Origin of the sequence: Burkholderia sp. AU6039, assembly GCF_002223365.1 — a bacterium.
In the GTDB taxonomy this organism is placed as follows: domain Bacteria; phylum Pseudomonadota; class Gammaproteobacteria; order Burkholderiales; family Burkholderiaceae; genus Burkholderia.
On record NZ_NKFK01000005.1, the window covers coordinates 1,880,115 to 1,906,382 of the forward strand.

Genomic DNA, 26,268 nt, shown 5'->3' on the forward strand with positions numbered 1-26,268 from the left:
CGACATGGTGTCGAACGCGGAAAGCCAAAAACATCGGAGGTCATCATGAAATCGCTCGTTTCCGCAGTCGTTGCCGCCGCCGCCCTGTCCGCCTCGTTCGGCGCCTTCGCCCAAAGCACCGTGACCCGCGCTCAAGTGCGCAATGAACTCGTCCAGCTCGAAAGCGCCGGCTACAAGCCGAGCCAGTCGAGCCCGTATTACCCGGCCGACATCCAGGCCGCGCAAGCCCGCGTGCAAGGTGCCGACAACAGCGGCTACGGTGCGCAACCGGCCGCGACCGTCCAGGGTGGCGCACCGGCCGTCAAGGCGCAAAACCCGCGCGACTCGGTCTACTTCGGCCACTAAGCGAGCCTGCCGCCGCGCGCCTTCGCGCGCGGTCCGCACCCGCCACGAGCCCGTCTTGCGACGGGCTCGTGGCGTTTGCAACGCGCGAACCCGCGAGCGGCCATCACCGGCCGCCGCCCGACGCGACCCGGCCGGCCGCTTCGTCCGTCCCGCTGCCGGCGCCACTCCCGTTGCCGACCAGTTCCTGATAGCGCACGAACGCGCGCTGCGCGGACGCCTTCGCCGCGTACATCGCCGCATCGGCCTTGACGAGCAGTTCCTCGGCCGACGCACCGTCGGCCGGAAACTCGCTGACGCCGATACTCGCGCCGACGGCCACGCGCCGGTCGCCGAACTCCAGTTCCTCGTCCATCACACGCTGGATGCGCGACGCGACGTCGCCGATCACCGCCGGTGAGCGCACGTCCGTGATCAGCACGATGAATTCGTCGCCGCCGAGCCGCGCGACCATGTCGCCGCCACGCAGCACGAGGCTCAGCCGCTTGGCGACCGCGACGAGCGTGCGGTCGCCGGCCGAGTGGCCGTGCTGGTCGTTGATCTGCTTGAAGCGGTCGAGGTCGACGAACATCACGGCCAGCCCTTCGTGCAGCGCGGCCGCACGCCGGATCGCGGCATCGAGATGCTCCATGAACAGCAGGCGATTCGGCAGTTCGGTCAGCGCATCGTGTCCGGCGAGGTGCGTGAGCTCCAGCTGCTTCGCGCGCAACATCGCGACCTGCGTGCGGATCTCGACGCGCATGCTGTCGAAACAGCGCGCGAGCACGCCGATCTCGTCGGCACGCCCGACCGGCAACTGCTCGGTGGCCGGATCGTCGAACACGTGCGTCGCGGCGCGCGCGAGCGTCTGCAGCGGCCGCGTGATCGCACGCGCGAACAGGATCGCGAGGATCACCGCCATCAAGCTCGACACCAGCACCATCCGGACGATCCGCTCGCCAAGCATGCCCGCCGGCGACAACACATCCGCCAGCGGGCGCCCCATCCCGAGCACGACGAAGCGGTTGCCCTCGTCGTGCCCGAACGGCGTGCGCACGAACGCGAACATCTGGCCCGGCGCCGCGGCGGGGTCGGCCAGGCCATTGAGGGTAACGTTTGCGCGCGCACTGTCGAACAGCGCACGCGTGACGGCGAAGCGGTCCTGCATCAGCACGCGCCGGCCGCGATCGAAGCCGAACGTCTGCGTCGGATCGGGATGGACGAGGAAATCGCCCCACTCGTTCGCGAGGTACACCGTGTAGTCTTCCGGCAGATCGCGTTCGAGCCGGTCGAACACGCGCGACAGCTCGACGTCGACGACGAGCGCCCCCACCGTCTGGCCCGACGCGTCGACGACCGGCGTGCCCACGCGCAGGATCGGCAGCCCTTCGGCCGCGTGCGCCCCCGTCTCGTGGTTGATCACGATCGGCGACAGGTAGATATGACCGGGCGCCGTGGCCAGCGTATCGAATACGTAGGAAAACTGTCCTTTCTCCTGCAACGCACTGTCCGGGAGTACGACGATGCCGTGCGCATCGCGATCGACGCGGATGCGTTCGAGGCCGAAATCCCCGCGCGCGATCAGGCGGACCTGCAGGTACTCCGGGTGATTCCTCATGAAGCTGTAGAACACCTGCTCGAGCCGCGCGCGTGGCGCGCCATCCCGGTTGTCGCCGCTCGAGACCCGTGCACACGACGGCAACTGTGCGAGCACGAGCGCATCGTCCGAGACGTCGGACAGCGCCGTGGTGAAGCGCTGCCCGAGCAGTTGCGTCGACATCAGCAGGCTGTGCTGCGCTTCCTGCACGAGCATCGTGCGGTTCGCGCGATACGCGTAGTAGCCGGTCGTGCCGGACGCGATCACGCCGATGCAGGCGAACAGCACCGACAGTTTCGACGTGAGCCCGAGCCGGATCATTTTCCGAAACGCTCCGGCCGGTCGCCCGACACGATGCGGCTCCACAGCGATTCGCGCCGCGCGATGTCCTCGACGGGCTGGAGCCAGACGAGATGCTGGTGTCCGGTGTCGAGTCCCGGCGGCGACGCGAGCGTGTTCGCGAGGCCCTGGCGTTCGGTCAGCAGCGCGCCGATCGCCGGTTCGAGCATGTAATTGATCCACGCGAACGCGAGCGCCGGATGTTGCGCGCCGCGCGTGACAGCCCAGCAGTCGAGCCACGCGAGCGCGCCTTCATCCGGGATCACGTAGCCGACGTCCGCGCCGGCCCGTCGCAGCAGTTCGACCTGTTGCGTGCCGTAGTTGCCGAACATCAGCGCCGCACGATGCTGGACGAACAACGCGGTCGCCTCTTCAGGAAGCGTGTAGTACGTCAGCAGGTTGCGGCGCAGGTCGATCAGCTTGTGCGCGACGGCGAGCGTCTGCGCGGGCGACAGGCGAAACGGATCGGGATAGCCGAGCGCCAGCGCCGTGAACGAAAAATTGTGCTGCGCGCTGTTGAAGTCGAGCACCTTGCCGCGATAGCGCGGATTCCACATCTCCCGCATCGAGCGCGGCGCGGCCGGCACCTGCTTGCGGTCGTAGATCAGCCCCATCGACGAATACGTGAACGGAATCGCATACGGGGCGCCCGCTTCAACGAGCCCGTCGATCGCCGCGAGTTGCTGGAAGTTCGGCAACTGCCGCCGCCGGTTCGGGATGCGCGGCAGGTCGATCGGCGCGAGCAGGCGTTCGTGCGCATAGCGCTGGATCTCGGCCGTATTCGCGGCCAGCACGTCGTACGGCGGTGGCGCCGCGCTGTGCATGCGCGTCCACAGTGCTTCGTCGGAGTCGACGAACGTGACTTCGACGCGGACGTGAAATTGCGCCTCGAACGCACTGACGACATCGTCGTCCGCATAGCCGGGCCATGCGAGCACACGCAGCACGTTGTCGTTGACGGTTTCGGGAGAGGCGGCGAACGCGGGGGGAAGCACGGAGGCAAGTAAGCCTGCCGTCAAAATGACAAGCAGCCGGCGCACGGCGAACCGTACGCGTGTACGTCCGCCGATTCCCCTGATCAATTGGACCCCGTGTGAATCGCCCGGCTGCATTCGACTGTCCTTTTTTGAGTCGATGCGATATCCCGCAACAAGACCATAAAACCTACGGTCATGCAATCGGAAGAAGCCGTACAACGGGGACGCGCGCGCCAACCCTCACCGCCGTATGACGGTAACGTTACGCCGGCCTGTTTCCTCTGACGGAACGCGCGTCAGCGCCACGCCTGCGTGAATTCCGCGATCACGCGCGACAGGTGTGCACGCATCGCGTCGCGTGCCGCCGTTGCGTCGCGCGCCATGATCGCCGCGAAGATCCGCTGGTGATCTTCCTGCGACGCCTCACGCAGCGCGGTCGAGTGAAAATGCTCCTCGATCTTGTCCCACAGCGGATCGCTGCGCGCGCAGTCCCACATCGCGGTGACCATGTGCAGCAGCACCGTGTTGCCGGTCGATTCCGCGATACGCAGGTGGAACTGGCGATCGGCCGTATTATCTGGGGTGAGATGGGCAAGCCCTCGCTACGGCCTCTACGACCGCACGCTCGGCACGGTCTACCTGAACGGCCTGTGGGAAGCGCTCGCCAAGTTCGACCGCACGCCGTCGCAAGCCACGCGATAACCCGCCCATCGAGGCCGCCCGCGCTACGGATCGCAGGCAGGCATCACGGCATTCCGCGCGGCACACCGCATGCCATGTATCCGATAGGCCATGATCCTCATGTGCTTCCTGGCCAACGTCTTGACATCCTCCCCCGCCTGAAGAGGGGGGATTCCTACCGCGCCTGAAACGATAACGCTTTTCTCAGATCGCCTCGGCGGGTTCCTGCTTCATTGAGCGGCCCGACTGCACCGGCTCTCCACAGGCTGCAACGCGGTGTCCCCGCGCCAGAATGTTCAGAGCGCCGACGACATCGGCGTTCTCCTCGTAACTGCACTCGACACAGGCGAATTTTTCCTGCGTGGTCCGGTTTTCCGCACTCACGTATCCACAAGCCGGACACGTCCGGCTTGTATTCGCGGGCGGAACCGCCACCAGCCAGCCGCCAATCCAGGCCAGCTTGTATTCCAACTGCCGCCTGAACTCGAACCACCCTTGGTCGAGGATGGCCTTGTTCAGACCGGACTTGGCCCGAACATTTTTGCCAGGCGCATCGGTGCTGCCTGCCGCCGACCTGGACATATTCCGAACCTGCAAGTCCTCGATACACACCATCGCGTGGTTTTTGCTGATCGTGGTCGTTGCCTGGTGCAGGTAGTCGCGGCGAGCATTGCCGATGCGCGCATGGATGCGCTGGACTCTGGTCTTGGCTTTTTTCCAGTTATTGCTGAACTTGACCTTGCGGCTCATCGCACGTTGGCATCGGCGCAGACGAGCCTCGTGTTTCTTGAAACTGTTGAGCGGTGCGACAAACGTGCCGTCGCTCATCGTGGCGAAGCGGGCAATGCCAACATCGATGCCGATCACGCTGGTGGCATGGGGCACCGGCTGCTCGACCTCGCGCTCGGTCTGGATCGAGACACACCACTTGCCCGAGTTGAAGCTGACCGTTGCGTTGCGCAGTTCGCCCAGCACGGGACGCGACAGCCTCAGCCGCATCCAGCCCAGCTTGGGCAGGAAAATGCGCCCATTGGGCTGGTCAAGCTTGAATTGCTTCGGGTCCGGGTAGCGAAAACTGTCGCGCTGGCCGCGCTTCTTGAACTTCGGAAACGCCGCTCGCTTGGCGAAGAAGTTCTTGTAGGCCCGCTCCATGTCCTTGAGGGCGTGTTGCAACGGGTGAACGGGGGCGTCCTTGAGCCATGGCGTTTCGCCTCCGTTACGCCACTCCGTCAGATGCTTGGCCATCGCTACGTAGCCAATGAACTTGCCGCCCGCCTCGTAGTTCTCCTTCTGCAACGCCAGTGCCTTGTTGTAGACGAACCGGCACGATCCGGCGAAGCGGCGCATATCGCGCTGCTGCTCGCCGTTCGGCATCAGTTCGAACTTGAAGGCCTGGAGTCGTCGCATCGGGCCATTGTATGTCTGGCCTACAAGCGAGAGTCAAGCCATTCGACGTGGCCGCCATTATGTCTTTCTGATGCATGTGCACTTGGTCTTCGTGACCGAATACCCGTGCGACGAGGACGATCACGTGCACCCGCTGGTGGACTATCCGCCTAAGGTTTCCCGTGAATGCACTCAGGCGGCCTCAAGTCGCATGATCCGACAGAAGTGCTACTCGAGCATTCGTAGTCGGCGCGCTGTCGTACCTGTTCATCGTCGGCAAGGTCGAGCCGTTGCCGCCGCTGCGCGGCGCCGCGAACCGGCATAACGTCGAGCCGAACGCGGCCTGACGCGGCAGGAAAGCGCGGCCCGCCTTGAACTGACCGCGCCTGCGCTTTCCTTTTCGGGCCGCGCATCGGACAATGAGCCGCGCCCGCCGGCGCGGCGCCACCCCGGCCCGCGCGTGGCGACGGCGCGCGCCACCCTCGCCGATGAAACGCTACGAAACCCTCGCCCACACGATCGCCGACGACATCCGCAACGGCAACCTCGCCGTCGGCACGCGCCTGCCGTCGCTGCGGCAGATCATCGCGCAGCACGGCGTGAGCCAGTCGACGGTGTTTCGCGCGTACTACCTGCTCGAACAGTGGGGGCTGATCCGCGCGCGCGAACGCTCGGGCTACTACGTCGCGCCGGGCGCCACGCCGGCGGCAAGCCCGGCCGCCAAACGCCAGGCAAGCCGCGCCGGCGTCACGCGCAAGGTCGACATCAGCAGCCTCGTGTTCTCCGTCCTCGACGCGGCGACCCAACCCGGCATCGTGCCGCTCGGCTCCGCGTTCCCGTCGCCGCAACTGTTTCCGCTGCCGCGTCTCGCGAAATCGCTCGCGCAGGCCACGCGGCTCGTCAGCCCGTGGAGCACGGTCGTCGACCTGCCGCCCGGCAACGAAGCGCTGCGCCAGCAGATCGCGCGGCGCTATCTCGCGACCGGCATCTCGCAGCCGATCGACGAGATCGTCGTCACGAACGGCGCGCTCGAAGCGCTGAACCTGTGCCTGATGGCCGTCACGCGGCCCGGCGACGTCGTGGCCGTCGAAGCGCCCGGTTTCTATGCGGCGCTGCAGGCGATCGAGCGGCTCGACCTGCGCGCGGTCGAGATACCCGTCGATCCGCGCACGGGCCTCGATCTCGACGCGCTCGCGAACGCGCTCGACCGGCACGACATCCGCGCGTGCTGGTTCATGACCAACTTCCAGAATCCGACCGGCGTCACGCTGTCCGCCGAGAAGAAGCGCGCGCTCGTCGAGTTGCTCGCCGCGCGCGACGTGCCGCTGATCGAGGACGACGTGTACGGCGAGCTGCACTTCGGCCCCGACTATCCGCTGCCCGCGCGCGCGTTCGACCGGCACGGCCTCGTGATGCATTGCAGTTCGTTCTCGAAGACGCTCGCGCCCGGCTACCGGATCGGCTGGACCGCCGCCGGACGGTTCGCGGAGAAGGTGCAGCGGCTCAAGCTGATGACGACGCTGTCGGCCAGCATTCCCGCGCAGGTCGGCATCGCGAACTATCTCGAGCACGGCGGCTACGACCGGCATTTGCGCAAGCTGCGCGGCGCGCTGCACGCGCAGCTCGACCGGATGGACGACGCGCTGCGGCGCTGGCTGCCGGCCGGCGTCGAATGGGTGCGGCCGGAAGGCGGCTATTTTCTGTGGCTTGCGTTTCCCGACGCGATCGACGCGATGGAGCTGCATCGCCAGGCGATCGCATGCGGGATCAGCTTCGCGCCGGGGCCGCTGTTTTCGGCCGCGCACGGCTTCGAGCGTTGCGTGCGCGTGAACTTCGGCCATCCGTGGAGCCGCGACATCGAGCGTGCGATCCGTGTGCTCGGCGAGCTCGTCGCGCAGCCGTCGGTCCGCAAGGGCGGCTGAATCTCACCCGGTGCGCCCCGCGTGCGTCACGGTGATGCGCGCAATCCGCACGCGGGTTACAGTGCTGTTCCCGCCGCCCTTCATGATTTCCGATGAGTCAACTGCCCTACCTCGATCACGACGCGCTGTTGAAACTGACCGCTGAAGCCGCGCACATCACGCAGTCGTGCATCTGCACGAAAACGCCGCTCGCCGGATGGACGACCCTGCCGCTGTCGCTGCAGGACGCGCAACTGACCGAAGTCGCCACGCTCGCGCCGCCCGACGAGACGGAGCCGACCTACGCCGAATATCACCCGGCTGGCACGCGCTACGCGTCGGACGACGCGCCGATCGCGCTGCGCCATTTCCCGTACAACCGCTGCACCGTCAACCGCTGCCGCTCGTGCGGCCGCCTGTTCCTGCGCTATCAGGAAGGCGGCGGCTACTTCATCGACCAGCGCATCCGCGCGCTCGATCCGGCGCTCGTCGTCGACGCCGCCGCATAAACGCCCGCCACGGGCATGCCCGCACGCATGCCCGGCCCACGTCGGGCTCACGCCGGCCATCTGCTGCGCCCTTTTCGTCCCCATCTGCTGCTTGTCCCGCCGCACCGCGTTCCCTACGCTGTCCCCGGTTGCCTGACACCCGTCGCAACGTCTGTCCCGAGCCGCGCGCTCCGCGCCACGGCTCCTCTCGCGTATCACGTCATGTATCGATATACCGTTTTCGACCGGGCGCTCGTGCACAGCCGCGCCGCCCAGTTTCGCGACCAGCTCGAACGCTGGCAGCACGGCACGCTGAGCGAAGACGCCTTCCGGCCGCTGCGCCTGCAGAACGGCTGGTACGTGCAGCGCCACGCGCCGATGCTGCGCGTGGCCGTCCCGTACGGCGAACTGTCGAGCGCGCAGCTGCGCGTGCTCGCGCGGATCGCGCGCGACTACGACGTGCCGGACGACGCCACCTACCGCGCCGCATCCGACGCGCAGGCCGTGCTCGGCACGCTGCGCCTGCCGACCCGCAGCGCGCACTTCACGACGCGCACCAACGTGCAGTTCAACTGGATTCCGCTCGACAAGGCCGCCGACGTGATGGACCTGCTCGCGACCGTCGACATGCACGGCATCCAGACGAGCGGCAACTGCATCCGCAATATCTCGTGCGACGAGCGCGCCGGCGTCGCGCCGGACGAGATCGCCGATCCGCGCCCGTTCGCCGAAGTGATGCGTCAGTGGACCACGCTGCACCCCGAGTTCGCGTTCCTGCCGCGCAAGTTCAAGATCGCGATCACCGGCGCGACCGAAGACCGCGCCGCCACCGACTGGCACGACGTCGGGCTGAAGCTCGTGCGCAACGACGCGGGTGCGCTCGGCTTTCGGGTGAGCGTCGGCGGCGGGATGGGCCGCACGCCGATGATCGCGACGCTGCTGCGCGCGTTCCTGCCATGGCAGCACGTGATGAACTACATCGAGGCGATCGTCCGCGTGTACAACCGATACGGACGGCGCGACAACAAGTACAAGGCGCGCATCAAGATCCTCGTGAAGACCGAGGGACAGCGCTATATCGACGACGTCGAGGAAGAGTTCCGCCAGATCGTCGATCACGACGGCGGGCTGCACACGATTCCACAGGTCGAGTTCGACCGCGTCGCCGCATCGTTCGTCCCGCCGCGGCTCAAGCCGCGCACGGTCAGCCTGCGCGACGCGAACCTGCGCCTGTCGGCCCAGGCGGCCCGCCATCCGGCCTTCGCGCGCTGGCTCGCACGCAATGTGGCCGACCACCGCGATCCGGCGCTGCGCATCGTCACGCTGTCGTTCAAGCGACGCCTGCAGGCACCGGGCGACGCGTCGCCGGACCAGCTCGACGCGCTCGCCGATCTCGCCGACCAGTTCTCGGCCGGCGAGGCGCGCGTCACGCACACGCAGAACGTCGTGCTGCCATGGGTGCATGTCGACGACCTGTTCCTGCTGTGGGAAAACGCGCGTGCGATCGGGCTCGCCAGCGCGAACGTCGGACTCCTGACGGACATGATCGCGTGCCCGGGCGGCGACTTCTGCGCGCTCGCGAATGCACGCTCGATCCCGATCGCCGATGCGATCGCCGAGCGCTTCCAGGATCTCGACATGCTGCACGACGTCGGCGACATCGACCTGCACATCAGCGGCTGCATCAACTCGTGCGGCCATCATCACAGCGGCCACCTCGGCATCCTCGGCGTCGACAAGGACGGCGCCGAGTGGTACCAGGTCACGCTCGGCGGCTCGGACGGCTCGAGCGCGAGCGGCCCCGCGCGGCCGGGCAAGGTGATCGGCCCGTCGTTTTCGGCGGACGAGATCGTCGATGTCGTCGATGCGATCGTCAACGCGTATCTCGACGCGCGCATCGACGACGACGGCCGCAGCGAGCGATTCATCGACACCGTCCGCCGCATCGGCACGGAACCCTTCAAGGCCGCCGCGAACGACGCGCGCCATCAGGTGGAGCCCGCATGACGCACGGAGAGAGTTCGACCACACGCATCCGGCTGCTGACGCCGGCCGAACACGCCGGCGACACGCTGCAGCACGACGACGCGACGCTGACGATCGGCAACGACGAGGAACTGCCGCCGCTCGCCGGGCAAATCGCGCAAGCCGCGCGTATCGACCTGGCGTTCCCGTCGTTCACCGACGGCCGTGCATACAGCCAGGCGTACCTGCTGCGCAAGCGCTACGGCTTCGCCGGCGACCTGCGCGCGACCGGCGAGGTGCTGGTAGACCAGTTGCTGTTGATGGAGCGCACGGGGTTTTCGAGCGCGGTGCTTGGCGACGGCACGGACATCACGGCCGCACGGCGTCAGCTCGACCGGTTCACCGGCTTCTACCAGCACGATGCGCGAACGGCAACGCCCGCCGCAAAATGAAACGGGCGGCCCGCAGGCCGCCCGTACGCTGAACCGGAAGCTATCGGCCGGCGCCCGCCGCGAAGCGGGCGCCGGCGTTCAGCGCGCCGCGACCGGCTTGCCGAACGCGCCGAGAATCTTCTTCTCGAGCGCGATGTAGTCGCGGCCGAAGTGGTGATCGCCCTGCGTCTTGATCACGTCGGCGCCCGTGTTCACGAGTGCCGGACACATCGTGTCCTTCTCTTCCGCGCCATAGAAGCACTGCACGAGCTGCGGCGGCACCTTCGCGATTTCCGGCGCGACCTTCAGCGCCTTGTCGCTTGCGGGCATGCCGAGCCAGCCCGTCACGCGGATCTGGAAATCGGCGGCCGGCGCGAAGCCGAGCAGCGACATCACGGCGACCTTGTCGCGCAGGTCGGCCGGCAGCCGGTTGTACGCGAACGGCATCACGTCGGCACCGAACGAATAGCCGACCAGCGCCACCCGATTCGCATGCCAGCGCGCCATGTAGGTGCGCATCACGCGCGCGAGATCGCGGCTCACCTGTGCCGGCGGCTTCTCGCTCCAGAAATAGCGCAGGCTGTCGATGCCGACCACCGACACGCCGTCGCGCTGCAGCGCCTCGGCGATCGTCTTGTCGAGATCGCGCCAGCCGCCGTCACCCGAGATCACGATCGCGAGCTGGCCGTTGCCACCCTTGGCCGGCAGCTCGACGAGCGGCAGGTCCGACACGTCGAGTTCGTCGCCGCGGGTGGTGTCCAGCAGATGCGACGTGACGAGCGACACGAGCTTCGCGGAATCGCCCGTGGCCGCCGTGTCGACGAAGCCCGGCATCGCGCGGCGCACGATCGTCGGATCGGGCGGGCACGGCTTGAAGCGCGGATCGAGCCTGGCGGCCGGATCGACCGATACGACACCGGCGATCGTGTTCTCCGGCGCCATCGACAGGATCTGCTTCGCGATCGTGCCGCCCTGGCCGACGCCCGCGACGATCGGCGTGAAGTAGCGCGACGACTGTGCAAGGCGCTCGAGCTGGTGACTGACCGCTTCGGCGTCGCCGTCGAGGTGATGGCAGGTCTCCTGTTTCGCGGCGAGATTCATCGCATACCGCTCGGAATCGACGCCGACCGTCATCGCACCGGCCTTCGCGAGCGCCTCGGCGGCCTGCTGGTCGGCCGCATTCCAGCCGGCCTCGCGCGAGAACAGCACGACGAAGCCGCGCAGCGGCCCGCTGGGTTTGGTCACGGTCACGGGCCCGTAGCGGCCGCCCGATACGGTTTCGGCCTTCATTGCGGCTGGTTGCGTGGCGCACGCGGCGCCGGCCAGCATCATTCCCGCGCAGGCGGCTGCCGCCCGCGCGATTCCCTTCTTCAACATCATGAACGCCGACCTCCAGCCAGCAATGACAGATCCGCCAGCGTGACGAACACGCCGACCGTGCCCGAGGCCGCGAGGTAACGCGGCTCCCAGTGCGGTTCGAACTTGCTCTTGAATGCGCGCAAGCCGCGGAAGTTGTAGAAGCGGCCGCCGAAGCGCCAGACCATCAGGCCGATGCGGTGCAACGGCGACGGCATCTTCGCCGCCCCCATCCCCGAGAACGGCGCGATGCCCAGGCTCAGCTTGCGGAAACCCGCTTCCTTCAGATGCAGCGCGAGCTGCGTAAACAGATATTCCATCGCGTACGGCGACGCGTCCGGCAGATGGCGCATCACGCCGACCGTCGCCTCGGTGTTGAGGTCGGTCGTCATGAACGTGACGAACGCGATCGGCTTGTCGGCCTGCCGCACGAGCATCACCGACTGCGTCGCCAGATAGCCGTCGTGGAACGCGGCGACCGAGAAGCTCTTCTCGCGCGCGTCGCGGCTGTCGAGCCAGCCGTCCGAGATGTCGCGCAGCGCCGGCAGCGCGGCCGGCACGTCGCTCGGCGCGATCACCTCGACCGTCAGCGCGTCCTTGTCGCCGCGGCGCAGCGCGTAGCGCAGGTGCGAGCGGTTCGAACCCTTCAGGTCGAACCGGTCGAGCGCGATATGCGCTTCCTCGCCGAGCTTCATCAGCGTGAGCCCCGCGTCGAGATACAGCGGCAGCGCGTTCGCGCGCACCTGGTAGAACGCCGCACGGCCGCTATGCGCGTGGGCGAGCGCGATGAACTTGCTGATCAGCGCCGGCCATTCCTCGCGCGGCCCGACCGGATCGTGCAGCGCGGCCCACGTGCGGCCGTTCTTCGCATACATCAGGAAGGCCCGGCGGGACTCCGAGAACAGGAACGACTTGTCGCCCATCAGCGCGAGGCCCGCATCGCTGCATTCCTGCGCGCGGATGATTCGTTCAGCATCCGACAGGTCCTGCTCCGCAGGCTTCACGAAGCGCCCCGGCGCCGGGCGCAGCAGTTGCCACAACGCGAACAGCGCGACGAACACGCCGGACGCGAGCGTCGCGCGCAGCGCCCGCGGCGCGCGCGCGTCGAACGAGAAATGCGACCACAGCTCGCGCGTGTACGGCACGTCGCGGAACGCGAAGAACAGCACCCACACGGCCAGCATCAGCACCATCGCCACCGACACGAACCAGCTCACCGTGAAGCGCTCCGCCAGCAGCGACGAATGGCGGTTGAAGCGGCGACGGCTGACGAGCAGCAGCACCAGCAGCGTGCCGAGCACGCCGGCCTCGACGAACGCGAGGCCCTTCGCCAGCGACAGCGCGAGGCTGGCGAGCGTCAGCGCGAAGGTCATCCACCAGGCACCGTCGAGGCGGCGCAGCAGCCCGCGCGCGACGAACAGCAGCGCCACGCCGAGCACGCTGCAGATCACCTGCGAGCCTTCGAGCACCCACAGCGGCACGAGGTGGCGCAGGATCGCGATCCGGTGCCAGAATGCAGGCGTCGCGCTCGAGATCACCAGCATCCCGCCGACCGCGAACGTCACGAGGCTCAGGAACACCGGTGCGAGCTGCGACACGCGCACGGCCTGCCGCGTCACGAGCCGGCGCCGCAGCGCGCGGCCCTCGAAACCGGCCAGCAGGCCGGCCGACAGCACGAGCGGCACGCCGAAATAGATCGCGCGATACGCGATCAGCGCGGCGACCATCGCGTGCGGCGGCACTTCGCGGCCCAGCGTGAAGACCATCGCGGCTTCGAACACACCGATCCCGCCCGGCGTATGGCCGATCATCCCGAGCAGCAACGCGGCGGCGTAAACAGTAATGAAGGTCGGGAAGCCGACCGGCGCGGCCGGCAGCAGCACCCACAGCGTCAGGCCCGCCGCGACGACGTCGAGCACCGCATAGACGACCTGCGCAACGAGATCGCGCCGTGCCGGCACGTCGAACGACAGCCACTTGAAGCGCGTGACGACCGGGCGCGCGGTGTGGCCGCACATCACGACCATCGCGGCCAGCACCACCAGCAGCGCCGCCCCGGTCCAGGTCAGCACGCCGGGCGCGACGTGCAGCATCGCGGCGAGCGCCTCCGGCATGCACACCATGCCGACTGCCGTCATCAACACCATCGCGAGCGCCAGCGTGCCGCTCGTGAACACCGTCATCCGGCCGATCTGCGCGGGCGTGACGCCCGACACGCCGTACACGCGTGCGCGCACCGCGCCGCCCGTCAGCGCGCCGAAGCCGGTCGCGTTACCGAGCGCGGACCCGGCGATCGCGCCGATCCACAGCGCGACGCGCGGCACCTTCGCGGCGACGTAGCGCAGGCCGACCGCGTCGCGGGCGACGAGCGCGAGATAGCTGAGGGCCGTCGCGGCCAGCGACGCGCCCCACTCGCCGGCGGACATGTGACGCAGCTGGCGGATCACCGACCGGTAGTCGACGGATTCCGACAGGTGCTGGAAAACCACGATCAGCAGCAGGCCGATGCCGAGCGCGAGCAGCGGCGACAGCACGCGCTCGTTGCGGATCAGCGCCCGGGCACGGGCGATCACCGCCGCGGCACGACCAGGCGAACCAGAGTGGCGGGAAGACATAAGTTGTTCAGTGGTGGTGCATAGCGTGTCGCGGCGCGGGTTGGCCGGGCGGCGACGTATCTGTGGTTGTTCTGCGTGGGCGGCCGGCCGAAGACGGGCTCGGAGACGCCTGGGTCAGAACTTACGAGTATACGGAATTTATATTACAGAATCTTTCACGTCGGCTTTGTGCGGATTTGTGGTATCTCGACCATCAAAAACGCATAAAGAAACAAGGCGTCCTGCGACGCAAGGTGCGCATCATACCGGGAACCGGGATGGTTTTTTCATCTGATGAATGACTTGTGATGCATTTGGGAAAAAATCGCCGGGAGCGCCCGCGCGGGCAGGGACAAATACGCAACGCCGCGCGGCTTTCCGGGACGGGAGGCGCCGATCTCGGGCAAGCACCCGTTTGCCGTCACTTCGCCCGCTCATGCTCCCCCAACCCGATCGCCTTGTAGTCGTAAGTCGGATAGAACTCCGTCCGGTACGCGCCCCACGCCGTATCCTCGAGCACGCGATTGACCTCCCGCAGCCGCGACGCCGGCAACCGCAACACGACGATCTGCCCGATCCCCATCGTCACGGTCCAGCTCACCACTTCGACACCCGGCGGCGGAAACGCCTTGTAAAACCCCTGCTTCGCAAGCTGCGCATTCAGCTCGGCCAGCGGGCGCGACTGGTCGTGTTTCAGGAATACCGTGAGCAGTACCGCGTTGTCGGGGGTCGCGGCGGCCGACCCGACCGGCGACGACGCGCCCTGCGCGGCGGCGGGCAGGTTCCATGCCGCTGCCGCCATCAGGATGCCGACGGTCGCGGCCCGGGCCGTCGCCGTGACGAATCTCGTCTTCATGTTTGCTCCGGTCGATCGTGAAGGAAGGTGCGCGCCGGCCGCGAAACGAACCGGCCGTTGCCGGCGCCGACGCCTGTGCTACGCTGCGACGATCGATTCCCGCCTGCGGCCGCGACGCCGCCAGCCGAGCGCAAGCGGCATGCCCGCCGCCGCGAAGGAACCCATCGGAATGAAAATGACTTCGCTGAAGAATATGCCGATTTTCGGCGGAGATACGCCGGAAACGGTCCGGGTGGCCGTCACGTTGCTGGCAGGTGCGTGGTGCATCTTCGCGTACCGGATCGCCATTTTCGAGTCGGCCATCGTTCCGGCCCTGCTCGACCGCGTCTCGGGCGACGCGTTACGCGTCAGGTTCGTCCAGATACTCGCGGCGGCCTTCATCGCGATCGCCATCGTCCTCGCGCTGCTCGTCGTGCAGATCGCGCGCCGGAAGAACTGGGCGCGCATCACGATGATCGGGCTGGTCATCGCCACGCTCGCATTGATGGCCTTTACGGTCGCCCATCGGCCGGTCGATTTCCTGAGCGCCGTCTACTGCCTGTTCACGCTGGCGACCTTGCTGTTGCTGTCGCGCTCGAGCCGGCAGTGGTTCAACCGGCCGCAACCGGACGATCACGCGTAACCCACCGGGCCCGCGGCGCCGGCATTCAGTACACGTCCCGCATGTAGCGCCGCGCCTTCGAAAGCCGCGCGACATAATCGTTCGCGGCTTCATCCGACATCCCGCCGTGCTCGGCGACCACCGCCTTCAGCGCCGTGTCGACATCCTTCGCCATCCGCGCGGCATCGCCGCACACGTAGAAGTGCGCGCCTTCCTCCAGCCACGCGAACAGCTCGGCACCCTGCTCGCGCATCCGGTCCTGCACGTAGATCTTGTCGGCCTGGTCGCGCGAGAACGCGAGGTCGAGCCGCGTCAGGAACCCGCTGTCGTGCATCGCGCCCAGCTCGTCGCCGTAGTAGAAGTCGGTCTGCGCATGCTGCTCGCCGAAGAACAGCCAGTTGCGCCCGCGCGCGCCGCGCGCCTGCCGCTCGTGCAGGAAGCCGCGGAACGGCGCGACACCGGTGCCCGGGCCGACCATCACGATCGGCACGTCACCGTTCACCGGCGGCCGGAAATGCGCGGACTTCTGCACGAACACCGGCACGCGGCCGTCGTCCGCGCGATCGGCGAGGAACGTCGACGCCACGCCTTTGCGCGCGCGCCGGCCATTGTGATAGCGCACGGCCGACACGGTCAGGTGGATCTCGCCCTGGTGCGCGCTCGGGCTCGACGCGATCGAATAGAGGCGCGGCTGCATGCGCTTGAGCATCCCGACCAGCTCCGTGCCCGACAGCTCGACTGGAAACTCGTGCAGCACGTCCGCGAGTTGTTGCCCCCACAGCCATTGCTTCAGGTCGCCCTTGCGGTCGTCGCCGAGCAGCGACTTCAGCGCGCCGTTCGTGCTGCGCGACGCGATGAAAGCGAGCGTGTCCGGATGCGGGCGCGTGATGTCGAAGTGACGCGCGAGTGCATCGCCGAGGCGCACGTCGCCGACGCCCGCCACCGACACGGGCGCATCGGCCTTCAGCGCGGTGACCGACAGCAGCTCGTCGACCAGCTCCGGGCAGTTGGTCGGCCACACGCCGAGCGCGTCGCCGGTTTCGTATTCGAGGTTCGCGCCTTCGGTCGACAGCGACACGTAGCGCGTGTCCTTCGCCGCGCCCGGGCGGTTCAGCCGCAGGTTCGCGACGAGCTTCGACGGCGCCGGATGCGCCTTGGTCGGCAGCAGCCCCGACGGGCTCATCCCGCCAGTCGGCACCGCATGCAGCGCGGCATCGGCCTCCTTGATCCGCGCGACGACGCGTTCGAGCCACTGGTCGGCGTCGCGCTGGAATTCGACGTCGCAATCGACGCGCGCGCAGAGGCGCGCCGCGCCCAGCTCCGCGAGCCGCGCGTCGAGCCGGCGGCCGTGGCCGCAGAACTGGTCGTAGTTGCGATCGCCGAACGCGAGCACCGCGAAGTGCACGCCGTCGAGGCGCGCGGCGCTGCCGGCCCGCAGCGCGTCCCAGAATTCGCTGCCGTTGTCGGGCGCATCGCCGTCGCCGAACGTGCTCGTCATCAGCAGCACGTATTGCGCGCCGGCGAGCGACGCCGCCGGATAGTCCGACATGCACGCGGTGCGGATCTCGAAGCCCGCGTTCATCAGGTGCGTCGCGTAATCCTCGGTCAACGATTCGATGTTGCCGGTCTGCGACGCCCACAGCAGCACGACCTTCGGCCGCGTGCGCACGATCCGCACGCCGCCGGACGCAGTGGCGTCGGCCGTCGGCGCAGGCGCCGCTGCACCCGGCACGCTCGCCGGCAGCGTGCGGCTGAACAGCCCGGCCAGCATGCCGTCGAGCCAGAACCGCACCGGCGGCGTGAGCGGCGCGCCGGCCGGCAGCACGGGCACGCCGCCCTCGCGCCGGCCCGCGCTCGCCTTCAGCCCGCTGACGAGGCCGGCCACGTACAGCCGTTCGGTGTCCGTCAACGGCGGCGGCGCGAGGTCGGCCACGCCGAGCGCGGCCGCGAAAGTGTCGATGTCTGCCATGTCGGATTCCTGTGAAGCAAGCGTCGGTGCGGGCGCGGGCAGCGTGTCGTCGGCGCGTGCATCGGCTTGCGCGGTCGCTTCAACGACGGACGTGAACGCATCCGTCTCGACGCGCCGCAGCGCGACCGCGCAGTATTTCAGTTCGGGTTGCTGCGATTCCGGATCGATCGCGTCGTTCGTCACGGCGTTGATGCACAGGTCGTCGCCGTACACGTCGTTCCAGTGCATCGGCGCGAAGCAGTTGCCGCGCCGCACGCGCTCGGTCACGACGGCCGGCAACACCGCGCGGCCGCGCGCCGAGCGGATCTCGACGCTGTCCTTCGCGGCGATGCCGAGCGCGCTCGCATCGTCCGGGTGCAGTTCGACGAACGGGCGCGGGTTGAGCTTGTTCAGCATCGCGACCTTGCCCGTCTTCGTCATCGTGTGCCACTGATGCTGCAGCCGCCCGGTGTTCAGCACGATCGGGAACGTGTCGTCCGGCAGCTCGGCCGGATCGACATGCGGCCGCGCGAAGAAGCGCGCCTTGCCCGACGGCGTCGGGAACGCGAGGCGCGGCGCGTCGGTCGCGTCACCGTTGCCCGCCGCGCGCAGCGTCTGGCTCACGCCGTCGTTCAGGTAGCGGATCGGGTGCCGCTCGCGCGCGGTGCCCGGCGCGACCGGCCACTGCACGGGCCCGTCGCGCAGCGCCGCATGGCTCGCGCCGCGCAGGTCGTAGCCGGTCGCCGGATTCGAGAAGCGCACGATCTCGTCGAACACGTCGGCCGCCGACGCATAGTCGAACGCTTCGCCGAAGCCCATCGCACGCGCGACTTCCGCGACGATGCGCCAGTCGGGCAGCGCGTCACCGGGCGGCGCGACCGCCGCGCGCATCAGCGTCATGTTGCGCTCGGAGTTGACCATCACGCCGTCACCCTCGGCCCACAGCGCGCCGGGCAGCAGGATGTCCGCATAGCGGTTGGTCTCGGTGTCGAGGAATGCATCCTGCGCGATCACGAGCTCGGCGGCCTGCAACCCGGCGATCACGTTCTGCCGGTTCGGCACCGTCGCGACCGGGTTCGTGCAGATGATCCAGCACGCCTTGATGTCGCCGGCCGCCATCCGCGAGAACAGGTCCACCGTGCCTTGCCCCGCCTCCTTGCGCAGCGTGCCGGCCGGCACGCGCCACAGGCTCTCGACGAAGCGGCGATCGTCGTCGGACGCCACCGAGCGCTGGCCCGGCAGCCCGGGGCCCATGTAGCCCATCTCGCGCCCGCCCATCGCGTTCGGCTGGCCGGTCAGCGAGAACGGGCCGCTGCCGGCGCGGCAGAGCTTGCCCGTCGCGAGATGCAGATTGCAGATCGTATTGGTGTTCCACACGCCGTGCGTGCTCTGGTTGAGCCCCATCGTCCAGCAGCTCATCCACTCCGGCGCATCGCCGATCCATTGCGCGGCCGTGCGCAGGTCGGCTTCCGCGAGCCCGGTGATGTCGGCGACACGCTCGGGCGTGTAGTCGGCGAGGAACGCGGGCATCGCGTCCCAGCCTTCGGTGAACGCTTCGATGAACGCTGCATCGGTGCGGCCGTTCGCGTGCAGCAGATGCAGCAGCCCGTTGGTCAGCGCGAGATCGGTGCCCGGCCGGATCTGCAGGAACAGGTCGGCCTTGTCGGCCGTGCCGGTGCGGCGCGGATCGACGACGATCAGCTTCGCGCCGGCCTTCACGCGATCCATCATCCGCAGGAACAGGATCGGATGACAGTCGGCCATGTTCGCGCCGATCACGAAGAACAGGTTCGCGCGATCGAAATCCTGGTACGACCCGGGCGGGCCGTCCGCGCCGAGCGACTGCTTGTAGCCGGTACTTGCGCTCGCCATGCACAGGCGCGAATTCGACTCGATGTTGTGGGTGCCGACGAAGCCCTTCGCGAGCTTGTTGACGAGGTATTGCGCCTCGATCGACATCTGCCCCGAAACGTAGAACGACAGCGCGTCGGGCCCGTGCGCGTCGAGCACCGCGCGCAGGCGGCGCGCGGTGTCGGCGATCGCGTCGCGGGCCGGCAGCGGCACCAGGTCCTCCTCGCGCGCCCGGCGCACGAACGCGCGGTCGAGCCGCCCCGAGCGGCGCAGCGCGACGTGCGCCGACGCGCCCTTCGTGCACAGCCGCCCGAAGTTGGTCGGATGGTCGGCGTCGCCGGACACCTTGACAACTTCGCCTTCCTCGACGTGCAGCACCATCCCGCAGCCGACGCCGCAGTACGGACACACGCTCTTGACGGGGGTGGCGGTCATGCGCGCTCCGGGGCGGTCAGGCTGCGATCCACACGAAACCGTCCTCGACCCGCGACGGATACGCGCTCACCGACTGCTCGGGCGCCTCGAGACATTCGCCGGTGCGCAGATCGAAGTGCTGCTTGTACAGCGGCGACGCGACGACCACGCGCTCGCCAAGGCTGCCGATCAGCCCGCGCGACATCACGGCCGCCTGCGAGACCGGATCGACGTTGTCGATCGCGAACACGCCGCCGACTTCGGCATGCGCGACGTGAAAAACCGCAACCTGCTCGCCGTTGACGAGCGCACACACGCCGGTGTTGGGCACGATGTCGTCGAGCGGGCACACACGGGTCCAGGACAGCGGAAGACGATCGTTCATGATGGGCTCCTTGGAAAAGACGCGGGTGTCGGTCAGGGTCAAACGGTGGCGGGTTCGGTGGCGGCTTGCGTCACGCCTTCGGCCACGACGGGAATCGACACGCGCTTGCCGCCCGCGCGTTCGCCGGGCGTCGCGGGCCGGATCTGGCCGCGCGTCTCGACGAACTCGATGGTCGTGTCCGGCGCGTCGCTGTTCACGAAGTGGCGGAAGCGCTTGCGCGTTTCCGGATCGGTCACGGCCTTCTTCCATTCGCACTCGTAGGTGTCCACCACGTGCTGCATGTCGGCTTCGAGTTCGGCGCCGAGCCCGAGCCGGTCGTGCACGACGACGTCGACCAGGTAGTCGAGGCCGCCTTCGAGGTTGTCGCGCCACACGCTGGTGCGTTGCAGCCGGTCAGCGGTGCGCACGTAGAACATCAGGAGACGGTCGATGTAGCGGATCAGCGTGGCGCGGTCGAGATCGGACGCGAGCAGTTCCGCGTGGCGCGGCTTCATCCCGCCGTTGCCGCACACGTACAGGTTCCAGCCCTTCTCGGTCGCGATGATGCCGACGTCCTTGCCCTGTGCTTCCGCGCACTCGCGCGTGCAGCCGGACACGCCGAACTTGATCTTGTGCGGTGCGCGCAGCCCCTTGTAGCGGTTCTCCAGGTCGATCGCGAGGCCGACCGAATCGTCGACGCCGTAGCGGCACCACGTCGAGCCGACGCACGATTTCACGGTGCGCAGCGCCTTGCCGTACGCGTGGCCCGATTCGAAGCCGGCGGCAATCAGTTCTTCCCAGATCGACGGCAGCTGCTCGACGCGCGCGCCGAACAGGTCGACGCGCTGGCCGCCGGTGATCTTCGTGTACAGGCCATACTTTTTCGCGACCTGGCCCACCGCGATCAGCCCTTCCGGCGTGACTTCGCCCCCCGGCATGCGCGGCACGACCGAGTACGTGCCGTCGCGCTGGATGTTCGCGAGGTAGTAGTCGTTCGAATCCTGCAGCCCCGCGTGCTCCTTCTTCAGCACGAATTCGTTGAAGCACGACGCGAGAATGCCCGCCACCGCCGGCTTGCACACGTCGCAACCGAGGCCGTGGCCGTGCTTCGCGAGCAGTTCGTCGAAGGTCGTGATGCGCTCGACGCGGATCAGGTGGAACAGCTCCTGGCGCGAATGCGGGAAGTGCTCGCACAGATGGTTGTTGACCGCGAGGCCCTGCTTCTTCATCTCGGCCTTCATGATCTGCGTGACGAGCGGCACGCAGCCGCCGCACGACGTGCCGGCGCCCGTGCACGTCTTCAGCGCGCCGAGGCTCGTCGCGCCGTCGGCGACCGCCGTGCAGATCTGCGATTTCGACACGTTGTTGCACGAGCAGATCTGCGCGGCCGCGGGCAGCGCCTCGACGCCGATCGCCGGCTTCGCGACGCCGTCCGACGACGGCAGGATCAGGAATTCCGGCGATTCCGGCAGCTCGATGCGGTTCAGCATCATCTGCAGCAGCGTGCCGTACTCGGCCGCATCGCCGACCATCACCGCGCCGTGCAGGAACTTGCCGCAGTCGGACACCACGAGCTTCTTGTAGACCTGGCGGCGCTCGTCCGCGTACTGGTAGGTGCGGCTGCCGGCCGTCGTGCCGTGCGCGTCGCCGATGCTCGCGACGTCCACGCCCATCAGCTTCAGCTTCGTGCTCATGTCCGCACCGGCGAAGGCGGCCCCGGCCGCACTGTTCGCATCGCCGCAAAGCTGCTTCGCGACCACGCGCGCCATGTCGTAGCCCGGGGCGACGAGGCCGTACACCATGCCGTTCCAGGCCGCGCATTCGCCGATCGCGTAGATGTCGGCGTCGCTCGTGCGGCATGCGTCGTCGATCGCGACGCCGCCGCGCGGGCCGATGTCCAGACCGCATGCGCGGGCCAGTTCGTCGCGGGCACGGATGCCGGCCGAGAACACGATCATGTCGGCGTCGAGGTGCGAGCCGTCGGCGAACGCCATCCGGTGCGTACCTGCCTCGCCATCGACGATTTCCAGCGTGTTCTTGCCCGTATGCACGGTCACGCCGAGCGCCTCGATCTTCGCGCGCAGCATCCGGCCGCCACCGTCGTCGACCTGCACGGCCATCAGCCGCGGCGCGAATTCGACGACGTGCGTGTCGAGCCCCATGTCGCGCAGCGCCTTCGCGCATTCGAGGCCGAGCAGGCCGCCGCCGACCACGACGCCCCTTTTCGCATGCGTGCCGCACGCCTGCATCGCTTCGAGATCCTCGATCGTCCGGTACACGAAGCAGCCGTCACGATCGTGCCCCGGCATCGGCGGCACGAACGGGCGCGAACCCGTCGCGAGCACCAGCTTGTCGTACGCGAGCGTTTCGCCGGACGCGAGCGTGACCGTATGCGCGGCGCGGTCGATCGACGCGACTTGCGCGTTCAGCCGCAGGTCGAATTGCGGATGACGCTCGAAGAAGCCGGGTTCGACGAGCGACAGGTCGTCCGCCGACTTGCCCGCGAAGAATTCCGACAGGTGCACGCGGTCGTACGCCGGGCGCGGTTCCTCGCCGAGCACCGTGACCTGCAGCGCGCCCGCGGCGCCCGCTTCCGCCGCGACGCATTCGAGGAGCTTGTGGCCGACCATGCCGTGGCCGATGACGATGAGTTTCATGGTGACGTTTCCTTCGGTCGATCAGTTCGCGACGCCGCTGGCAGCCAGCGCGCGGTCGCGCAGCTCGGCTTCGCGCGCCTTGTGCTCTTCACTGAAGCGCACGGCCATCGCGCACAGCGCGGTCGCGGTGACGGCCAGGCCGAGCAGGCTCAGCGTGTGCTGCACGTCGCCGACACCCTTCAGCAGGAAGCTCGCGGCCACCGCGCCGACGTTGCCGCCCGCGCCGACGATTCCCGCCACGCCGCCAAGTGCCTTGCGGTCGATGAACGGCACCAGCGCGTAGGTCGCGCCGCAGGCCATGTGCGTGAAGAGGCCGAACGCAAGCATCGCGACGAGTGCGACGCCGACGCTTTGCGCATGCGAGAACCAGATCAGCCCGAGCCCTTCGCCGATGATCAGCCCGCACAGCAGCGTCGCGCGCACGTCGAGGCTGCGGCGCGCGGCGATCCTGTCGGACAGCCAGCCGCCGAGCGCACGGGCGAACAGCGCGAGCAGCCCGAACAGGCCGACCGCGAACCCGGCGTCCTTCAGCGACAGGCTGAAATGATCGACGTAGTACAGCGCGGCGATGTTGTGAATGAACACCTCGACGCCGAAGCACGCGCCGTACGTGACGAACAGCATCCACACGCGATAGTTGCCGCACGCCGCGAAGAAGCTCGCCCAGCCGCCCTTCTTGCCGCTGTCGACCGTCACGCCTGCGTGGCGCAGCGCGATGATGTCGCCTTGCGGGCAATCCTGCGTGAAGCGCCAGTACGCCCAGGCCATCACGAGCATCGCGGCGCCCGGCACGACCAGCGCGATGCGCCACGACGAATCCTCGCCGAAGCCGAGCATCAGGCCGGCGGCGACGAGCAGCGGCATCAGCGCCTGCGTCGCGCCTGCGCCGGCGTTGCCCCAGCCGGCCGTCGTCGCGTTCGCGGTGCCGACGACGTTCGGCGCGAACATCACCGACGTGTGGTACTGCGTGATCACGAAGCCCGCGCCGATCGCGCCGATGCCGAGCCGGCAGATCAGGAACGACAGGTAGTCATGCGTGAACGACACCGCGAACACGGGGATCGCGCCGAGCAGCAGCAGGCCGACGTACACGCGGCGCGGGCCGAAGCGGTCGCACAGCGGGCCGACCAGCAGCCGCACGGCGATCGTCGCGGCCACCGCCGCGATGTTGATGTTGGCGACCTGTGCGGCCGTCAGATGGAATTCGCGTGCGATCAGCGGCATCAGCGGCGCGCACGCGAACCACGCGAAGAAACACACGAAGAACGCCATCCACGTCAGGTGGAACGCGCGCATCGGCGCGGTGCGGAAGCTGAAGAGATCGATACGGGTAGCTTTGTCGGTCATGTCATCCGCCAAACGAAAAACGGCGTCCTGCGCACCCGGTCTCGTCGAGACCCGATGCGTAGGACGCCGTTGCCCATGAAGCCCGTTGCCGGGCGCGTCGGTAATCGGTACTGCCGGACGAATCGCCATTGATCCGCCCGAATCTCCCAACGCAAACGCCGTGCCATGTCGTCGCGAATCGGGCCCACAGCCGCGCCACGCAAGGCGCGTCGGGCGTCATGCGACGCGCGGCGCCACGTCACCCACGATGCGTCGTGAGGCAGCGAGGCACAGATCTGGTGCGATGCAGCACTATCGCCGTGCGACATCGCGGTGCGTGCTGACGGGGCACGATGCACGCCGATGCGGCATTGCGGCTGCCCGCGCGCGGCGGCCGCCTTCACGCTCGGGGCCATCGCGCGGCGCAATGCGCGCCGTGGCCGCCGCCCCCGCGCGACGCGTCATGCCGGTTGGCCCGGATATTGCTGAATCCGCCGCATGACACCGGCAACGGCGCCGGTGGGCAGTCCCCGCAAACCATGCCCGTCATTCAGGCGGGCCGATCAGGACAACGGCGTCCTTCCGTGCGCGGCACGGCCGGATGCCGGTGCGTTTCGACCGCCCGCCGCCGCCGCGCAAGACAATGCGCTATCGACCGCCCCATGCAGGCGGCACAGGAACACGACATGACGACAGGCAAAGTCACGCTGCTGGGCGCCGGCCCCGGCGATCCCGATCTCCTCACGCTGAAGGCCGTCAAAGCCTTGGCCGCCGCCGACGTGCTGCTGCTCGACGATCTCGTCGCGCCCGGCATCGTCGAACTCGCGCCGCAGGCACGCGTGATCCGCGTCGGCAAGCGCGGCGGCTGCCGCTCCACGCCGCAGGCATTCATCGAGAAGCTGATGCGCCGCTACGCGCTGCGCGGCGCCCACGTGGTGCGCGTGAAAGGCGGCGATGCGCTGCTGTTCGGGCGCGCCGGCGAAGAACTCGCGACGCTGCGCGCCGCCGCGATTCCGGTCGAGATCGTCAACGGCATCTCGTCGGGCTTCGCGGCCGCCGCGAGCCTCGGCATCTCACTCACGCACCGCGCGCATTGCCACGGCGTCACGTTCGTCACCGCGCACCGTCAGGACCACGGCGAACCCGACTGGGCGCGTCTCGCGGCGACCGGCACCACGCTCGCGATCTACATGGGCATGAGCCGCGTCGACAGCATTGCCGCCGGCCTGCTGGCCGTGCTGTCAGCCTCAACGCCGGCCGCAGCCGTGCAATGGGCCGGCACGCCCGACGAACGCCGCTGGAGCGGCACGCTCGGCGGTCTCGCGCGCGGCATCGACGCAGCGCGGCTCGGCAGCCCGGCCGTGATCCTCGTCGGCGGCGCGATCGGCGAAGCCGCCGTGCAGCACGTGCCGGACGCGGGCGCCGCGATCGAAGCGGCCTTGTCCCGGGCCGCGTAGCATGCGCGACGCCACGCGGCACCGGCCGCCCACCGATCATGAACACAACGGCACCGGCCGCCGGGCCATCGCGCGCGGCACCGACCCGATGTCCGCGCGGAGCCGCCGCCCCCGATCCGCCCATCGCGCCACGCTTTCGCCGCCGCCGTCCGCGTCATGAGTACGTCTGCTTCTTCCTCCCGCCTGCGCGTGCTGCTCGTCACCGACACCGACAAGCCGATCGGCGAGCTCGGCGATGCGCTCGCGCACCTCGGCTACGAGATGCTGAACGACGTCGCGACGCCCGCGCGCCTGCCGGCCGCCGTCGAGGAGCAACATCCCGACGTCGTGATCATCGATACCGATTCGCCATCGCGCGACACGCTCGAGCAGCTTGCCGTGATGCACGCCACCGCGCCGCGCCCCGTGCTGATGTTCAGCCACGACGCCAACCAGTCGCTGATCCGCGCGGCGGTCGGCGCGGGCGTCAGCGCGTATCTCGTCGAAGGGCTGTCGGCCGAGCGCCTCGCGCCGATTCTCGAAGTCGCGCTCGCCCGCTTCTCGCACGACGACGCGCTGCGTCGCCGGCTGGCCGACGTCGAGCGCGAGCTCGCGGAGCGCAAGCTGATCGACCGCGCGAAGCGCCAGCTGATGGATGAGCGCAAGCTGTCCGAACACGACGCCTACGCGGCGCTGCGCAAGCGCGCGATGGACCAGGGCCTGCGCATCGTCGACGTCGCGCGGCAATTGCTCGACGCGTCACCCCAGTCATGAATGCC

18 protein-coding genes and 2 pseudogenes are annotated in these 26,268 nt (G+C 68.4%); 9 read left to right on the forward strand and 11 right to left on the reverse strand.

All coding sequences use genetic code 11. The annotated features are described in order from the left end of the window. Positions 1–45 precede the first annotated feature (45 nt). A complete protein-coding gene (locus CFB39_RS26175; protein ID WP_089432805.1) occupies positions 46–345 on the forward strand; it encodes a DUF4148 domain-containing protein in 300 nt (99 codons plus the stop codon). Positions 346–448: 103 nt separating this feature from the next. Here CFB39_RS26175 and CFB39_RS26180 read toward each other — a convergent pair whose 3' ends face one another. From CFB39_RS26180 to CFB39_RS26190, 3 genes and pseudogenes are all read right to left on the reverse strand, one after another. Then, on the reverse strand, positions 449–2,239 hold the full coding sequence (locus CFB39_RS26180) for a sensor domain-containing diguanylate cyclase (RefSeq protein WP_089432806.1): 1,791 nt from the start codon (positions 2,237–2,239) through the stop codon (positions 449–451). Then, a complete protein-coding gene (locus tag CFB39_RS26185) occupies positions 2,236–3,369 on the reverse strand; it encodes a PotD/PotF family extracellular solute-binding protein (RefSeq protein ID WP_089475014.1) in 1,134 nt (377 codons plus the stop codon). The genes CFB39_RS26180 and CFB39_RS26185 overlap by 4 nt, the downstream gene beginning before the upstream one ends. 161 nt (positions 3,370–3,530) lie before the next feature. Then, positions 3,531–3,809: pseudogene (locus CFB39_RS26190) on the reverse strand (FCD domain-containing protein); the annotation flags it as partial. Here CFB39_RS26190 and CFB39_RS39660 point away from each other — a divergent pair. After that, positions 3,801–3,936, forward strand: a pseudogene (locus CFB39_RS39660) (mannonate dehydratase); the annotation flags it as partial. The pseudogenes CFB39_RS26190 and CFB39_RS39660 sit on opposite strands and share 9 nt — an antisense overlap. A gap of 183 nt (positions 3,937–4,119) precedes the next feature. Here the strand turns inward: CFB39_RS39660 and CFB39_RS26195 are convergent. Continuing rightward, the gene (locus CFB39_RS26195) at positions 4,120–5,322 is read right to left on the reverse strand and encodes an RNA-guided endonuclease TnpB family protein (RefSeq protein WP_089475015.1); all 1,203 of its coding nucleotides are present in this window, start codon (positions 5,320–5,322) and stop codon (positions 4,120–4,122) included. A gap of 467 nt (positions 5,323–5,789) precedes the next feature. On the opposite strand from CFB39_RS26195, the gene CFB39_RS26200 reads away from it, so the two are divergent. From CFB39_RS26200 to CFB39_RS26215, 4 genes are all read left to right on the forward strand, one after another. Next, complete coding sequence (locus tag CFB39_RS26200) at positions 5,790–7,223, forward strand: PLP-dependent aminotransferase family protein (protein WP_089475016.1); 1,434 nt, start codon at positions 5,790–5,792, stop codon at positions 7,221–7,223. 92 nt (positions 7,224–7,315) lie between these two features. Beyond that, the gene (locus CFB39_RS26205) at positions 7,316–7,711 is read left to right on the forward strand and encodes a hypothetical protein (protein WP_089475017.1); all 396 of its coding nucleotides are present in this window, start codon (positions 7,316–7,318) and stop codon (positions 7,709–7,711) included. Positions 7,712–7,912: 201 nt separating this feature from the next. Further along, a complete protein-coding gene (locus tag CFB39_RS26210) occupies positions 7,913–9,697 on the forward strand; it encodes a nitrite/sulfite reductase (RefSeq protein WP_089475018.1) in 1,785 nt (594 codons plus the stop codon). Continuing rightward, positions 9,694–10,107 carry a DUF934 domain-containing protein gene (locus CFB39_RS26215; protein ID WP_089475019.1) on the forward strand — a complete coding sequence of 138 codons (414 nt, stop codon included), beginning with the start codon at positions 9,694–9,696 and terminating at the stop codon, positions 10,105–10,107. Before CFB39_RS26210 ends, CFB39_RS26215 begins: the two co-directional genes overlap by 4 nt. Positions 10,108–10,185: 78 nt before the next feature. On the opposite strand, the gene CFB39_RS26220 is transcribed toward CFB39_RS26215, so the two are convergent. The 3 genes from CFB39_RS26220 to CFB39_RS26230 form a co-directional block, all read right to left on the reverse strand. Beyond that, the gene (locus tag CFB39_RS26220; protein WP_089475020.1) at positions 10,186–11,466 is read right to left on the reverse strand and encodes a virulence factor family protein; all 1,281 of its coding nucleotides are present in this window, start codon (positions 11,464–11,466) and stop codon (positions 10,186–10,188) included. Beyond that, entirely contained in the window at positions 11,463–14,057 is a 2,595-nt protein-coding gene (gene mprF / locus CFB39_RS26225) for a bifunctional lysylphosphatidylglycerol flippase/synthetase MprF (RefSeq protein ID WP_089475021.1), read from the reverse strand. The genes CFB39_RS26220 and mprF overlap by 4 nt, the downstream gene beginning before the upstream one ends. Positions 14,058–14,457: 400 nt before the next feature. Beyond that, complete coding sequence (locus CFB39_RS26230; RefSeq protein WP_089475676.1) at positions 14,458–14,838, reverse strand: hypothetical protein; 381 nt, start codon at positions 14,836–14,838, stop codon at positions 14,458–14,460. Between the two features lie 193 nt (positions 14,839–15,031). On the opposite strand from CFB39_RS26230, the gene CFB39_RS26235 reads away from it, so the two are divergent. After that, complete coding sequence (locus CFB39_RS26235) at positions 15,032–15,514, forward strand: hypothetical protein (RefSeq protein WP_144030320.1); 483 nt, start codon at positions 15,032–15,034, stop codon at positions 15,512–15,514. Between the two features lie 25 nt (positions 15,515–15,539). On the opposite strand, the gene CFB39_RS26240 is transcribed toward CFB39_RS26235, so the two are convergent. From CFB39_RS26240 to CFB39_RS26255, 4 genes are read right to left on the reverse strand one after another with little or no spacing between them, the layout of a single operon-like run. Next, positions 15,540–19,727, reverse strand: a complete 4,188-nt coding sequence (locus CFB39_RS26240) for a bifunctional nitrate reductase/sulfite reductase flavoprotein subunit alpha (protein WP_089475023.1) — start codon at positions 19,725–19,727, stop codon at positions 15,540–15,542. Between the two features lie 16 nt (positions 19,728–19,743). Beyond that, positions 19,744–20,091 (reverse strand): nitrite reductase small subunit NirD, encoded by a 348-nt coding sequence (gene nirD / locus CFB39_RS26245; protein ID WP_069251750.1) that lies wholly within the window; start codon positions 20,089–20,091, stop codon positions 19,744–19,746. 38 nt (positions 20,092–20,129) lie between these two features. Further along, complete coding sequence (gene nirB, locus CFB39_RS26250) at positions 20,130–22,727, reverse strand: nitrite reductase large subunit NirB (RefSeq protein WP_089475024.1); 2,598 nt, start codon at positions 22,725–22,727, stop codon at positions 20,130–20,132. Positions 22,728–22,748: 21 nt separating this feature from the next. Beyond that, entirely contained in the window at positions 22,749–24,074 is a 1,326-nt protein-coding gene (locus tag CFB39_RS26255) for an MFS transporter (protein ID WP_089475025.1), read from the reverse strand. 665 nt (positions 24,075–24,739) lie between these two features. Between CFB39_RS26255 and cobA the strand changes: the two genes are divergently transcribed. Then, the gene (gene cobA, locus CFB39_RS26265) at positions 24,740–25,510 is read left to right on the forward strand and encodes a uroporphyrinogen-III C-methyltransferase (RefSeq protein ID WP_089475677.1); all 771 of its coding nucleotides are present in this window, start codon (positions 24,740–24,742) and stop codon (positions 25,508–25,510) included. A 156-nt stretch (positions 25,511–25,666) separates the two neighbouring features. After that, on the forward strand, positions 25,667–26,263 hold the full coding sequence (locus tag CFB39_RS26270) for an ANTAR domain-containing response regulator (protein WP_089475026.1): 597 nt from the start codon (positions 25,667–25,669) through the stop codon (positions 26,261–26,263). The last annotated feature ends 5 nt before the right edge of the window (positions 26,264–26,268 follow it).

Coding starts and splice junctions, on each gene's coding strand:
- CFB39_RS26195 (WP_089475015.1), bottom strand. CDS start 5,322: ATGCGACGACTCCAGGCCTTCAAGTTCGAACTGATGCCGAACGGCGAG.
- cobA (WP_089475677.1), top strand. CDS start 24,740: ATGACGACAGGCAAAGTCACGCTGCTGGGCGCCGGCCCCGGCGATCCC.
- nirD (WP_069251750.1), bottom strand. CDS start 20,091: ATGAACGATCGTCTTCCGCTGTCCTGGACCCGTGTGTGCCCGCTCGAC.
- CFB39_RS26240 (WP_089475023.1), bottom strand. CDS start 19,727: ATGACCGCCACCCCCGTCAAGAGCGTGTGTCCGTACTGCGGCGTCGGC.
- CFB39_RS26255 (WP_089475025.1), bottom strand. CDS start 24,074: ATGACCGACAAAGCTACCCGTATCGATCTCTTCAGCTTCCGCACCGCG.
- CFB39_RS26185 (WP_089475014.1), bottom strand. CDS start 3,369: ATGCAGCCGGGCGATTCACACGGGGTCCAATTGATCAGGGGAATCGGC.
- CFB39_RS26175 (WP_089432805.1), top strand. CDS start 46: ATGAAATCGCTCGTTTCCGCAGTCGTTGCCGCCGCCGCCCTGTCCGCC.
- CFB39_RS26200 (WP_089475016.1), top strand. CDS start 5,790: ATGAAACGCTACGAAACCCTCGCCCACACGATCGCCGACGACATCCGC.
- CFB39_RS26210 (WP_089475018.1), top strand. CDS start 7,913: ATGTATCGATATACCGTTTTCGACCGGGCGCTCGTGCACAGCCGCGCC.
- CFB39_RS26180 (WP_089432806.1), bottom strand. CDS start 2,239: ATGATCCGGCTCGGGCTCACGTCGAAACTGTCGGTGCTGTTCGCCTGC.
- CFB39_RS26230 (WP_089475676.1), bottom strand. CDS start 14,838: ATGGCGGCAGCGGCATGGAACCTGCCCGCCGCCGCGCAGGGCGCGTCG.
- mprF (WP_089475021.1), bottom strand. CDS start 14,057: ATGTCTTCCCGCCACTCTGGTTCGCCTGGTCGTGCCGCGGCGGTGATC.
- CFB39_RS26270 (WP_089475026.1), top strand. CDS start 25,667: ATGAGTACGTCTGCTTCTTCCTCCCGCCTGCGCGTGCTGCTCGTCACC.
- CFB39_RS26220 (WP_089475020.1), bottom strand. CDS start 11,466: ATGATGTTGAAGAAGGGAATCGCGCGGGCGGCAGCCGCCTGCGCGGGA.
- CFB39_RS26235 (WP_144030320.1), top strand. CDS start 15,032: ATGCCCGCCGCCGCGAAGGAACCCATCGGAATGAAAATGACTTCGCTG.
- CFB39_RS26205 (WP_089475017.1), top strand. CDS start 7,316: ATGAGTCAACTGCCCTACCTCGATCACGACGCGCTGTTGAAACTGACC.
- CFB39_RS26215 (WP_089475019.1), top strand. CDS start 9,694: ATGACGCACGGAGAGAGTTCGACCACACGCATCCGGCTGCTGACGCCG.
- nirB (WP_089475024.1), bottom strand. CDS start 22,727: ATGAAACTCATCGTCATCGGCCACGGCATGGTCGGCCACAAGCTCCTC.